The 12,614-nt window shown below is 75.0% G+C and carries 8 protein-coding genes; 5 read left to right on the forward strand and 3 right to left on the reverse strand.

What is annotated here, in order from left to right:
- Positions 1–24: 24 nt before the first annotated feature.
- Positions 25–1,473, reverse strand: coding sequence for a C40 family peptidase (locus J4G33_RS14360; protein WP_208056679.1), 1,449 nt, complete (start codon positions 1,471–1,473; stop codon positions 25–27).
- Between the two features lie 480 nt (positions 1,474–1,953).
- Here J4G33_RS14360 and J4G33_RS14365 point away from each other — a divergent pair, with 480 nt between their 5' ends.
- From J4G33_RS14365 to J4G33_RS14380, 4 genes are all read left to right on the forward strand, one after another.
- Positions 1,954–3,276: a bifunctional o-acetylhomoserine/o-acetylserine sulfhydrylase gene (locus J4G33_RS14365; protein WP_208056680.1), complete on the forward strand. Its 1,323-nt coding sequence runs from the start codon at positions 1,954–1,956 to the stop codon at positions 3,274–3,276.
- Complete coding sequence (metX, locus tag J4G33_RS14370) at positions 3,276–4,523, forward strand: homoserine O-acetyltransferase MetX (RefSeq protein ID WP_208056681.1); 1,248 nt, start codon at positions 3,276–3,278, stop codon at positions 4,521–4,523. The genes J4G33_RS14365 and metX overlap by 1 nt, the downstream gene beginning before the upstream one ends.
- A 190-nt stretch (positions 4,524–4,713) precedes the next feature.
- Positions 4,714–5,673, forward strand: a complete 960-nt coding sequence (locus J4G33_RS14375) for a zinc-binding dehydrogenase (RefSeq protein ID WP_208056762.1) — start codon at positions 4,714–4,716, stop codon at positions 5,671–5,673.
- A 14-nt stretch (positions 5,674–5,687) separates the two neighbouring features.
- Entirely contained in the window at positions 5,688–6,686 is a 999-nt protein-coding gene (locus J4G33_RS14380; RefSeq protein ID WP_307793918.1) for an alpha/beta hydrolase, read from the forward strand.
- Positions 6,687–6,710: 24 nt separating this feature from the next.
- Here the strand turns inward: J4G33_RS14380 and J4G33_RS17645 are convergent, their stop codons facing one another.
- Complete coding sequence (locus J4G33_RS17645; protein WP_208056682.1) at positions 6,711–8,033, reverse strand: restriction system modified-DNA reader domain-containing protein; 1,323 nt, start codon at positions 8,031–8,033, stop codon at positions 6,711–6,713.
- A gap of 172 nt (positions 8,034–8,205) precedes the next feature.
- Positions 8,206–11,184 carry an FAD-binding and (Fe-S)-binding domain-containing protein gene (locus J4G33_RS14390; protein ID WP_307793919.1) on the reverse strand — a complete coding sequence of 993 codons (2,979 nt, stop codon included), beginning with the start codon at positions 11,182–11,184 and terminating at the stop codon, positions 8,206–8,208.
- A gap of 169 nt (positions 11,185–11,353) precedes the next feature.
- Between J4G33_RS14390 and J4G33_RS14395 the strand changes: the two genes are divergently transcribed.
- Positions 11,354–12,547 (forward strand): zinc-dependent alcohol dehydrogenase, encoded by a 1,194-nt coding sequence (locus tag J4G33_RS14395; protein WP_208056684.1) that lies wholly within the window; start codon positions 11,354–11,356, stop codon positions 12,545–12,547.
- Positions 12,548–12,614 lie beyond the last annotated feature (67 nt).

Raw genomic sequence — 12,614 nt, forward strand, 5'->3', positions numbered from 1 at the left:
GGGCACTGTCGTGCGGCGCGTGCGTCAGGGACGACCGGCGTAGGGCATCGTCCCCGACCACCGGATCGCGGTGACCCGGACGTTGACGCCGGGCCGCGGGGCCTCGACCATCTGGCCGTTGCCGACGAACATCGCGACGTGGCCGATGCTGCCCGGGTCCTTGCCGTTGCTTCCGTAGAAGATCAGGTCCCCGGGACGCATGCTGTCGTAGCTGATCTTGCGCACCTGGCGGTACTGGTCGCGCGAGGTGCGGTTGATGCTCAGCCCGGCGTTGGCCCAGGCCGAGGAGGTCAGGCCCGAGCAGTCGTACCCGTCGGGGCCGGTGCCGCCCCAGGCGTAGGCCTTGCCGACCTGGGTGAGCGCCCAGGCGACCGCGCTCTGCCCCTGGCCTGCTGAGCCTCGGGCCGAGCCCGTGCCCAGGCCGTAGGGGTCCGCAGCGGGCGGGGTGGTCGGCGCCGGCGGCGGGGTGGTCGGCGCAGGCGGCGGGGCCGGCGTGGTCGGCGCCGGGGTGGTCGAGGGCGGTGCCGGGGTGCTCGGAGGCGTGCTGGGCGCCGGGGTGCTCGGCGCGGGCGTGCTGGGCGTGGCCGGCGTGCTCGGCGTGGCCGGGGTCGCCGGCGCGCTCGAGCCACCGCCACCGCCACTGCCACCGGCGGCGGGCGGGGCCGGGGTCGAGACCTCGGGCGGGACGCCGCGGTCGGCGGCAGCGGCTGCCTCCTCGCGACGGGTGCGCTCGGCCTCGAGGGCGTCCTGCCTGCTGCGCTCGACCTCGACCGAAGTCTGCCGCAGCGCGGCGAGCTCGGTGATGAGGGCGTCACGCTCGGTGGCGACCGTCGCGACCTGCTCCTCGGCCGCGGCCTGGGTGCGCTCGGCCTCGGCGAGGGCGTCGGCCGCCCCGGTCGCGGTGGCCTCGGCCCGCTCGGCGGCGGCCTCGGCGCGGGTGGCGAGGGTCTGGGAGACGAGGTCGGCGGCCTGGAGCTGCTGGACGGCGCGCTCGGCGCGGTCGCCCAGGCGGTCGAGGGCCGAGGTCCTCGCGAGGAGGTCCTCGATGCCGTCCGAGGAGAGCATCGCGCCGAGGGTGTCCATCGACCCGCCGGACCGGTAGGCCTGCATCGCGATGGTCCCGAGGTGGGCGCGGGCGGCCTCGACCTGCTCCTGCGCGGCGGCGTGACGCTCGGCCGCGTCGACGGCCTCCCGGGCGGCGGCGTCTCGCTCGACGGTGGCCTCGGTGTAGTTCTCTGCGGCGTCGGAGACCGCGGCCCACGCGGAGTCGAGGGCGGCGGAGCGCGCGGCGAGCTCGGTCTCGATCTGCGCGACCACCGAGGCGGTCGAGGCGACGGCGCTGCGCGCGTCGCGGACGTCCTCCTCGGAGGGGGCACCGGGGTCGGCCGCGGCCGGCGTGACAGCCAGCCCGCCGGCCAGGACGACTGCGGCGACGAGCGCGACGCGCCGTCCCGTGGACCGGGCCCTGATCACTGTCTGATGTCCTCTCGACCTGCGCTGCGCCCTCGGCCCAGCACGTTCCTGCCCCTGCGTTCTCCGCCGGTCGGCACGGGCGACGCTACTCACCCCCGTCCCACAAGGGAACAGCAGTCACACGATTCACAGCGACCCCACCCGTCACATCGGGACATATCGCCCTGACGTGACCCGTTCGGCCCAGCGTCCGCCGCACCGCACGCTCCCACGTCCCAGATCCCGAGATGCCCGTATCACCGGAGCAGCACGGCGTCGTACTGTCCTGGCCATGACCTGCCGAATGTGCCGCTGACCCTGCGCACGTTCGGTGGTGTGCCCGCACCCGGGCCCCGCTCCTCCCGCATCGCTGCGGACGAGGTCGCGGACCAGGGCTGACGGTCGCCGAACCCCACGTGCACACCTGTCCCCGACCCCTCGCGGTCCGGCCAGGGTCAGCACGCTGGCTCTGGTACCCCGCGGTCACCCCAGGAGCCCCGCATGAGCACCGCACCCCAGTGGTCCTTCGAGACCCGCCAGATCCACGCCGGCCAGACCCCCGACGAGGCGACGGGCGCCCGCGCCCTGCCGATCTACCAGACCACCTCCTTCGTGTTCCCCGACGCCTCGACGGCGGCCGACCGGTTCGCCCTCAAGGACCTGGGCCCGATCTACACCCGCATCGGCAACCCCACCCAGCAGGCCGTCGAGGACCGCCTCGCCTCCCTCGAGGGCGGGGTGGGCGCGCTGCTGCTCGCCTCGGGCCAGGCCGCCGAGACCTTCGCGATCCTCAACATCGCCGAGGCCGGTGACCACGTCGTCGCGAGCCCGAGCCTGTACGGCGGCACGTACAACCTGCTGCACTACACCCTGCCCCGCCTGGGCATCACGACCACCTTCGTGACCGACCCGCACGACCCGCAGGCCTGGCGGGACGCGGTGCAGCCCAACACCAAGCTCTTCTTCGGCGAGACCATCCCGAATCCGCAGTCCGACGTGCTCGACATCGAGACCGTCGCGGGCATCGCCCACGAGGTCGGCGTCCCGCTCGTGGTCGACAACACGGTCGCCACGCCCTTCCTCATCCGCCCGATCGAGCACGGGGCCGACGTCGTCGTGCACTCGGCGACCAAGTACCTGGGCGGCCACGGCACCGCGATCGGCGGGGTGATCGTCGACGCGGGCACCTTCGACTTCACGCGCGATCCGGAGCGGTTCCCCGCCTACAACACCCCCGACCCGAGCTACCACGGCCTCGTGTACGGACGGGACCTGGGGGTCGACGGCATCTTCGGCGTCAACCTCTCCTTCGTGCTCAAGGCGCGGGTCCAGCTGCTGCGTGACCTCGGCTCGGCGATCTCCCCGTTCAACGCCTTCCTCATCGCCCAGGGGGTCGAGACCCTGTCCCTGCGCATGGAGCGGCACGTGGCCAACGCCCAGGCCGTGGCCGAGTGGCTCGAGGCCCGGGACGAGGTCGAGCAGGTGCACTACGCCGGGCTGCCCTCGAGCCCGTGGCACGCCAACGCGCTCAAGTACGCCCCGCGCGGGGCCGGGGCCGTGGTGGCCTTCGAGCTCGCGGGCGGGGCCGAGGCGGGCCAGGCCTTCGTGGACGCCCTCGAGCTGCACTCCAACGTCGCCAACATCGGTGACGTGCGCTCGCTGGTGATCCACCCGGCCTCGACCACGCACAGCCAGCTGACCCCCGAGGAGCAGGCTGCCTCGGGGATCACGCCGGGCCTGGTGCGGCTCGCGGTGGGCATCGAGCACCTCGACGACATCCTGGCCGACCTCGACGCCGGGTTCCGAGCGGCCAAGGAGGCCTGATGACCTCGCCCTCGCGCCTCCTCGTGGACAGCCCGCGCCCCGGACGGGGCGGGGACGTAGGTTGGCACACCGTGCACACCGACTCCACGAGCCTGTCCCGGCCCGCCGCGGCGTGGTCGACCGGCGCCCCGGTGCCGGCCAGCGGGGCGTGGCGCGAGGGCGACCCGGTCGGGGACCGGCAGTTCGCGGACCTCGGCCCCCTCGACCTCGAGGCCGGCGGCCACCTGCCCGCGGTGCGGGTCGCCTACGAGACCTGGGGAACCCTGTCCCCCTCGCGGGACAACGCCGTGCTGGTCCTGCACGCCCTGACCGGGGACTCCCACCTGGCCGGGCCTGCCGCGCCCGGGCACGCCACCGCGGGCTGGTGGGACACCCTCGTGGGCCCGGGGCGCCCGATCGACACCGACCGCTGGTTCGTCGTCGCCCCCAACGTGCTGGGCGGCTGCCAGGGCACCACCGGTCCCGCGAGCACGGCCCCCGACGGACGCCCCTGGGGCGGCCGGTTCCCGTACGTGAGCGTGCGGGACCAGGTGCGCACCGAGCTCGCCCTGACCGACGCCCTCGGCATCCCGTCCTGGGCGCTCGTGATCGGCGCGTCGATGGGCGGCATGCGGGTGCTCGAGTGGGGGGTGATGGCCCCCGACCGGGTGCGTCGTATCGCGCCCATCGCGACCACGGCCCAGTCCACCGGGGACCAGATCGCGTGGGCCCACACCCAGCTCGAGGCCATCCGCGGGGACGCCGCCTGGCGCGGGGGCGACTACTACGACGTCGGCGACGGCCAGGGCCCCCACGTCGGCCTGGGCGTCGCGCGACAGATCGCACACACCACGTACCGCAGCGCGATCGAGCTCGACGAGCGCTTCGGCCAGCTGGCCCAGGGCGGCGAGGAGCCGCTCGGCGGTGGCGGCCGGTACGCGGTGCAGTCCTACCTCGACCACCACGCGGGCAAGCTCGCCCGGCGCTTCGACGCCAACTCCTACCTGGCCCTCACCGAGGCGATCTGCTCGCACGACGTCGGCCGCGGCCGCGGCGGGGTCGACGCCGCGCTGTCCCGCGTGACCGCCGAGGCCCTCGTCGTCGCGGTCGACACCGACCGTCTCTACCTCCCCGCGCAGTCCGAGCGCATGGCGGCAGCCCTGCCCGGGGCGGCGGGGCACCACATGATCCGGTCGGACTTCGGCCACGACGGGTTCCTCATCGAGCACGACCAGGTCGGCTCCCTGGTGAGCGGGTTCCTGGGCTGAGTTCCTGGGCTGAGCAGGTTCCTGGGCTGAGCGGCGCGCCGCGGCCGACCCGCACCTCGGACTCGCTGCCGGACCCCGGACGGGTGCTCCCGCTGCTGTGAGCGCCTACGGTGGCCCCATGGCCGCCGAGCACGAGGACCCCGCCCGACGTCGAGCGCCGGCGGAGGCCGGGCCCGCCGGCAGCGCCACGATGACCGCCGTCGTCGCGGCGCGCACCGACCCCGCGAACCCGCTCGAGGGGCTCGAGGTGCGCGAGGTGCCCCGGCCCGAGCCGCGCGAGCACTGGACCACGGTCGACGTGCGGGCCGCCAGCCTCAACCACCACGACCTGTGGTCCCTGCGCGGGGTGGGCCTGCCGCCGGACCGGCTGCCGATGGTGCTGGGCTGCGACGCCGCGGGTGTCACCCCCGACGGGCAGGAGGTCGTGGTGCACGGCGTGGTCGGGGGGACCGGGCACGGCGTCGGGCCCCAGGAGCGCCCGTCGATCCTTTCCGAGACCTACCCCGGGACCTTGGCCGAGCAGGTCGCCGTCCCGACCTGGAACCTGGTGCCCAAGCCCGCCGAGCTGAGCTTCGCCGAGGCCGCGTGCCTGCCCACCGCCTGGCTGACGGCGTACCGGATGCTCTTCACCAGCGCGGGCCTCGGACCGGGTGACCGTGTGCTCGTCCAGGGGGCCGGGGGCGGCGTCGCCAGCGCGGCCACCGCCCTCGCGGCCGCGGCCGGGCTCGAGGTCGTCGTCACCAGCCGCGACCCCGCCAAGCGCGCGCGAGCCCTCGAGCTCGGCGCGGCCCACGCCCTCGAGCCCGGCAGCCGGGTCCCGGCCCGGGTCGACGCCGTGATCGAGACCGTGGGGGCCGCGACCTGGGGCCACTCGGTGCGCTCGGTGCGCCCGGGCGGGACCATCGTCGTCGCCGGGGCCACCACCGGGGACCCGAGCCCGATGGAGGCCCAGCGGATCTTCTTCACCCAGCTCACCGTCCAGGGCGTGACGATGGGCAGCAAGGAGGACCTCGAGTCCCTGCTGCGCTTCTGCGCACGGACGGGCCTACGGCCCACGATCGACTCGACCCTGCCCCTGGCCCAGGCCCCCGAGGCCTTCGCCCGCCTCGCCGCCGGGGAGCACTTCGGCAAGATCGTTCTCACGGTCTGACCACGGTGCCGCCGGTGACGCCCGAGGAGCCCTCGCCCACCCCCGCTGCTTCGGCGTGGGTCGAGGACATCCTGGGACCCGACTACCAGTCCAGGACGCTGCCGCTGCCCGAGGACGAGGAGGGTGAGGTCGTCGCGACGGTGGTGCGATACCGGCCCCCGGCCGAGGAGCCGCGCCGAGCCGCCCGCGCCGTGCTCTACGTCCACGGCTGGAACGACTACTTCTTCCAGACCGGCCTCGCCGAGTACTGGCACGGCCAGGGCGCAGCCTTCTACGCCCTGGACCTGCGCAAGTACGGCCGCAGCCTGCGCCCCCACCACACCCCCAACTACGTCGCCAACCTGCGGACCTACGACGAGGACCTCGACGCCGCCCTCGCGGCGATGCACGAGGACCTCGGCCCGCGGGCCCGGGTGATGCTCATGGGGCACTCGACCGGAGGGTTGGTCGGGGTGCTGTGGGCCCGGCGCCACCCGGGCCGGATCACGGGGCTGGTGCTCAACTCCCCCTGGCTCGAGCTCACCGGGTCGAGCGTGATGCGCACCCTCAGCACCCCCGTGGTGCAGCAGCTCGCACGGATCCAGCCCAAGAGCCCGATGCTCAACATCGACCCGGGCTTCTACTCGCGCACGATCCTGGCCGAGCACGGCGGCGAGTGGACCTACGACCAGGCGTGGCGACCGACCCCGTATTTCCCGATCCGGCCCGGCTGGCTCCAGGCCATCCTCACCGGGCACGCCCAGGTGGCCCGGGGCCTGGACCTCCCGCTGCCCATCTTCATGGCGGCCTCGGCGCGGAGCCTGATCCTGCCGCGCTGGCGCGAGGAGATGCGCGAGGTGGACACGGTGCTCGACGTCGACCTCCTGGCCCGGCGCGCGGTGCTGCTCGGCCCCCTGGTCACCGTGGTGCGCATCCCGGGCGGGCTGCACGACCTGACCCTCTCGGCACGGCCGGCCCGCGAGCGGTTCTACGGCGAGCTGTCACGGTGGCTGACGGCGTACGGCTGGAACTGACCGAAGGACCCCCACGGCCCTCGCTCAGAGCCTGAGGGCCTCCACGAGCGTCGGCCCCTGCCCGTCGCCGAGCCGCCAGGAGCGCCAGCCGTCGACCACGCTCTCGGCCCCGCTCGCCGCGGTCGCTGCTGCATCGGGGTCGGCGTGCAGGCTGCCGTCGACGAGCTCGAGCAGGCCGTCGGGGCGCAGCAGGGCCTCGTAGCGCACCCCGCGCCGTAGGCGGATCCACACCAGGGCCATAGGTTCACCGATCCGCGCCGCGAGCGCCGCGAGCTCGGGGTCGGCCTGCAGGGGCGGCGGCTCGATGCCGGTGAAGGCGTAGGGCAGGTCGGCCGCGGGACGGGGAGCCGAGGCGGGCTCGGTCGGCGGGACCGGAGCGCGCTCGGGTGCCGGTGCGGAGTAGCGCTCGGGCGCGCGGGCGGAGACGCGTTCGCGCACCGGGGCGGGCTCCGCCGGGGGCGCCGCGGGGGCCGGGGCCGGCTCAGGGGCGGGGGCGGGGGCGGGCGGACGGACCGCGGCGCGCACCGCGAAGGGCGGCGCGACGACGGTAGGCACCCGGGGCTGCAGGGCGGCGGTCCCCCGCGAGGGGGTCGAGGTGTCCCACGAGCGGGAGGTCGAGTCCCACACGGGGGTGTCGGCTCGGCCGCGGGCCTGCTCGGGGTCGGGGGTCGGCACCCGGGGCACCGGCCAGGTGCGGGGGGCCGAGGCGCTCGGCACCCCCACCCGTTCGTCGTCGCGGACCACGTGCAGGGCGGTGGGCTCCATGGCTCGCCGCGGCGGCGGGGTGCGCACCACGGGCGAGACGTCCACGATGCGGCGGCCGTCAGCCCCCTCGATCACCCCGACCTGGAGCACCTCGACCTGCCAGCCGGGCTGCAGCAGGAACTCGAGGGCGTCCTCGGCGCCGTGGTCGACCTCGGAGCAGACCAGCAGCAGGCGGCTGCCGCTGCGCACCGACGGGGACAGCAGGCTCGTGACCGGCACGGTCTCGCGGAAGGAGGCGAGGTGGGCGGCGAAGCGGTCCGGGCCGCCGCGGTAGGCCTGGGCGAGGTCCTGGGTGCTCAGGCGGGCCGCGCGACCCGCGTAGCGCAGGGCGCGGATGCACGCCGCCTCGTCGAGCACCGCGACGACCTCGACGACCACGGGCTGGCCCGCGGCGTCGACCGCGAGCAGGTGCGGCTCGTCGCGGCCGGCACGGCGGGCCCGCAGGGGGAGCAGCTGCTCACCGAGCAGCGAGTCGAGGTGGTCGGCGACGACGCTCGAGGTCTCGGTGCCGAAGGAGGTGCGCGCAGGCTGGAGCGGCTGGACCGGTGTGGACCGGCCTCCCTCGACCTCGAACATCGGCATGGTTCTCCACCGGCCTCGCACTTCGCCTGGTCCCGCCGCGGCGCACGGGACCGGCGCCGTCAACCGTGACAGACCGACTCTAGAGGGTCGAACCGTGTGACCGAAATGCCCCGTTCGGGTGGGAAACGGACCCGCTGCTCAGAGCGCCGTGACCCCGGGCCGCCCTCACCGGTCAGCCCGCGCGGGTCGCCGAGGAGATCCTCGACGCGAGGAGCTGGGCGAGGTGGGTGCCCTCCTCCCCGGCGAGCTGGTCCGCCTGGGTCCTGCAGGAGAAGCCGTCGGCCAGGAAGACCGTCCCCGGGGCGGCCTCGCGCAGCGCGGGCAGCAGGGCGCGCTCGGCGACCGCGACCGAGACGTCGTAGTGGCCCTTCTCCATGCCGAAGTTGCCGGCCAGCCCGCAGCAGCCGGCCAGGGTCGTGACGGTGGCCCCTGCGGCCTGGAGCAGGGCCCGGTCGGCGTCGTAGCCCATGACGGAGTGCTGGTGGCAGTGCGGCTGGGCGAGCACCTCGACGTCGTCGAGCCGGGGCGGCGTCCAGCTGCCCGGGCCCAGGGGCGCGGGGGCCGTGAGCAGCTCGGCCAGGGTGCGGGTCTCCCCCGCGACCGCCACGGCACGGGGGTCGTCGGGCAGCAGGTCGAGCAGGTCCGAGCGCAGCACCGCGGTGCACGAGGGCTCGACCCCCACGATGGGGATCCCGTTGACCGCGTACGGGCCGAGCACGCTGAGGAGCTGGGTGAGCTGCTGGCGCGCCCCGGTGAGCTGTCCGGTCGAGATCCAGGTCAGGCCGCAGCAGGCCTGGCCGTCGGGGATGATCACCTCGTAGCCGGCGTCCTGCAGCACGGCGATCATCGCGCGCGGCACCTCGGGGTCGAACCCGTCGCTGAAGGAGTCGGTCCACAGCACCACACGGCGCGCAGGGTCGACCCCGCCCGAGGCGTGCGAGGCGGAGCCCGCCGTCCCCTCCCCCAGGCCCTGGGTGCCGTGCGCAGCACGACCGTCGACCGCCCCACGACGCTCGCCGTCGGCGACCTGCCGCGACCACCAGGTGCGGAAGGAGGTCGGCGCGAAGCTCGGGATGCTGCGCCGGGTGTCCATGCCTCCCAGCCCCAGCACCAGCCGTGCGACGGGACGCACCCCGAGGACCGCGTTCGCGACCCGGCCCAGGCGCAGCCGCCCGACCAGGCGGCTCCAGCGCGGCAACCAGCCCAGGGCGTAGTGGTTGAGGGGCCGCAGGCGCCCCTGGTACGTCCGGTGCAGCACCTCGGCCTTGTACTGAGCCATGTCCACGCCGGCCGGGCAGTCGCTCGAGCAGGCCTTGCAGCTCAGGCACAGGTCGAGGGCCTCGTGGACCTCGGCCGAGCGCCAGCCGTCCCCGACCAGGGTGCCGTTGGCCATCTCCTGCAGCACCCGGGCGCGGCCGCGGGTCGAGTCCTTCTCGTCGCGGGTGGCGAGGTAGGAGGGGCACATGAAGCCCCCCGAGGCTGAGCTGTCGGCCCGGCACTTGCCGACCCCGACGCAGCGGTGCACGGCCGTCGTGAAGTCCCCGCCGTCGTGGGCGAAGGAGAAGCCGCCGGCCGCGGCGAGGGGCAGGGCGTGCGGGCGGCGCAGGTCCGCGTCGATGGCCCGCGGGGCGACCAGCACCCCCGGGTTGAGGCCGTCAGCCGGGTCGAAGAGCTGCTTGACCCCGCCGAAGAGGTCGATCACCTCCCCCGAGTACATGATCGAGAGCAGCTCCGAGCGGGCCCGACCGTCGCCGTGCTCCCCGGACAGGGACCCGCCGTGCGAGGCGACCAGCTGGGCCGACTCGGTCATGAACCGCCGGAACCCCGCGACGTCCTGGGCCCGCTCGAGGGGCAGGCCGATGCGCACGTGGATGCACCCGTCCCCGAAGTGCCCGTAGGGCAGGCCGTCCACGCCGTGCTCGGCCATGAGCCGCTCGAAGTCCCGCAGGTAGGCGCCGAGGCGCTCGGGCGGCACCGCGGCGTCCTCCCACCCGGGCCAGGCCTGGGCGCCGTCGGGGGTGCGCCCGGCCAGACCCGCGCCGTCGGCCCGGATCTGCCACATGGCCGAGGCCTCGGCCCCCGGCGGGATGACCCGGGCGGCCGTGGTGCCGGCGTCGGCGGCCATCGCGCGGGCCCGCTCGAGGGCCTCCTCGCGGGTCGCACCGCCCATCTCGACCATGAGCCACCCGGCCCCCGGGGGCAGGGCCGGGACGTGGGCCTCCCCGCGGTGCCGCCGCACGACGTCGACCAGGCGCGCGTCGAGGCCCTCGACGGCGAGGGGCTCGTGGGCGAGCAGGGCGGGGACCGCGTCGGCCGCGCTGGGCATGTCCGGGTAGCCGAGCACGACGAGCACCGCGGCGTCGGCGATCGGGACCAGGGAGACCGTCGCGCCCAGCACCGTCACGAGGGTGCCCTCGGTGCCGACCAGCATCTTGGCGAGGTCGTGGCCCTTCTCCGGCAGCAGGTGCTCGAGGGAGTACCCCGAGACCTGGCGGCCGAAGCGGCCGAGGTCGGTGCGGATGGTCGACAGGTTCGCCGTGACCAGGGAGGACAACCCCGGGACCACGTCGAGGGCTCCCTCCCCCCGGCCTGCGGTCCAGCGCCTGCCCTGGCCGTCGACCACGTCGAGGGCAACCACGTTGTCGGCCGTGCGCCCGTAGGCCACGGCGTGCGGACCGCAGGCGTTGTTGCCGATCATGCCGCCGAGGGTGGCCCGGTTCTGGGTCGACGGGTCGGGACCGAAGCGCAGGCCGTGCGGGCGGGCCGCCGCCTGCAGCGAGCTCATCACCACCCCGGGCTCGACGACGGCGGTCCGGGCCTCCGGGTCGATCTCGCCGATCGCCGTGAGGTGCCGCGAGGTGTCAACCACGATGCCCGGTCCGACCGCGTTGCCGGCGACCGAGGTGCCGCCCCCGCGCGCCGTCAGGGGGACCCCCGTCGCCCGGGCCACCTCGGTGACCGCGACCAGGTCGTCGACGTCCCGGGGGATCACCACGACCCGCGGGGGGACGCGGTAGTTGGAGGCGTCGGTCGAGTACTCGGCGCGGCGCCGGGAGGAGTCGTCGACCTCGCCGCGGACCGCGGCGCGCAGCAGCGCGACGAGCTCGCGCGTCTCGAGAGCCGTCCCGGGGGCTGGGGTCGTGGTCGCCACGGGCCGATCCTGCCACGCGGTCGTCCGCGGGGTCGGGGACGTCCGCGAGCGGCGCAGGACGGGGCCCGCCGGAGCAATTTCGTGCTCAGGGCCCCCGATGTGCCTCGTCCTGAGGTGCGGGCCGGCCCCGCCGGGGTGAGCCTGAGGAGACCAACCGAGGGAGAACCCCATGCGCGCACTGACCTGGCAGGGCACCGAGAAGCTCAGCGTCGAGACCGTCCCGGACGCCGCCGTCGTCGAACCCACCGACGCGGTGATCCGGGTGACCTCGACCGCGATCTGCGGCTCGGACCTGCACCTGTACTCGACCCTCGGCATGTTCATCGACGCGGGAGACGTGCTGGGGCACGAGGCCATGGGTGTCGTCGAGGCCGTCGGGCCCGAGGCGTCCCGGCTGAAGGTCGGCGACCGCGTCGTCATCCCCTTCGTCATCGCCTGCGGCAGCTGCCACTACTGCCGCCAGGGGCTGACCACCCAGTGCGAGACCACCCAGGTCCACGAGCACAACAAGGGCGCGAGCCTCTTCGGCTACACCAAGCTCTACGGGCAGGTCGCCGGCGGGCAGGCCCAGTACCTGCGTGTCCCCCAGGCCCAGCACGGCCCGGTGGTCGTCCCCGACGACGGCACCCCCGACGAGCGCTGGCTCTACCTCTCCGACGTGCTGCCCACCGCGTGGCAGGGCGTCGAGTACGCGAACATCCCCCCGGGGGGCAGCGTGGTGGTGCTCGGGCTCGGCCCCATCGGGCAGATGGCCGCCCGCGTAGCCGCCTACCGCGGCGCAGGCACCGTGATCGGCGTGGACCTGGTGCCCGAGCGGCTGGCCATGGCCCGGCGGCACGGCGTCGACGTGCTCGACCTGCGCGACCACGACGACCTCGCGGCCTCGATCCGGGACCTCACCGACGGACGCGGGCCCGACGCCGTGATCGACGCGGTCGGCATGGAGGCCCACGGCTCGCCCATGGCCGAGGTGACCCACAAGCTCACGGCCTTCATGCCCGACGTCGTCGGGCGCACCGTGATGGACAAGGCCGGGATCGACCGCCTGGCAGCCCTGCACACGGCGATCTCCGTGGTGCGCCGCGGCGGCACCGTCTCCCTCTCCGGGGTGTACGGCGGCTCGGCCGACCCGATGCCCATGATGGAGCTCTTCGACAAGCAGCTCACGGTGCGCATGGGCCAGGCCAACGTGCACCACTGGATCCCCGAGCTGCTGCCCCTGGTGGAGCGCGAGGACGACCCCCTGGGCGTGCTCGACCTGCGTACCCACCGGGTGGGGCTCGAGGAGGGCCCGGCCCTCTACAAGACCTTCCAGAAGAAGGACGACGGCTGCATCAAGGTGGTCCTGGACCCCTGGGCCTGACGCCGGCCCGCTCGCACGTGCCCGGACAGCACGGTGCCCCGCCGCTCCTCGCGCGACGGGGCACCGG

The organism is Actinotalea soli (assembly GCF_017565425.1).
Taxonomy (GTDB): Bacteria; Actinomycetota; Actinomycetes; order Actinomycetales; family Cellulomonadaceae; genus Actinotalea; species Actinotalea soli.

What these genes read in the sequence shown, in the direction of transcription:
- J4G33_RS14365 (WP_208056680.1), top strand. Translation starts at nt 1,954, where the DNA reads ATGAGCACCGCACCCCAGTGGTCCTTCGAGACCCGCCAGATCCACGCC.
- metX (WP_208056681.1), top strand. Translation starts at nt 3,276, where the DNA reads ATGACCTCGCCCTCGCGCCTCCTCGTGGACAGCCCGCGCCCCGGACGG.
- J4G33_RS14375 (WP_208056762.1), top strand. Translation starts at nt 4,714, where the DNA reads ATGACCGCCGTCGTCGCGGCGCGCACCGACCCCGCGAACCCGCTCGAG.
- J4G33_RS17645 (WP_208056682.1), bottom strand. Translation starts at nt 8,033, where the DNA reads ATGCCGATGTTCGAGGTCGAGGGAGGCCGGTCCACACCGGTCCAGCCG.
- J4G33_RS14395 (WP_208056684.1), top strand. Translation starts at nt 11,354, where the DNA reads ATGCGCGCACTGACCTGGCAGGGCACCGAGAAGCTCAGCGTCGAGACC.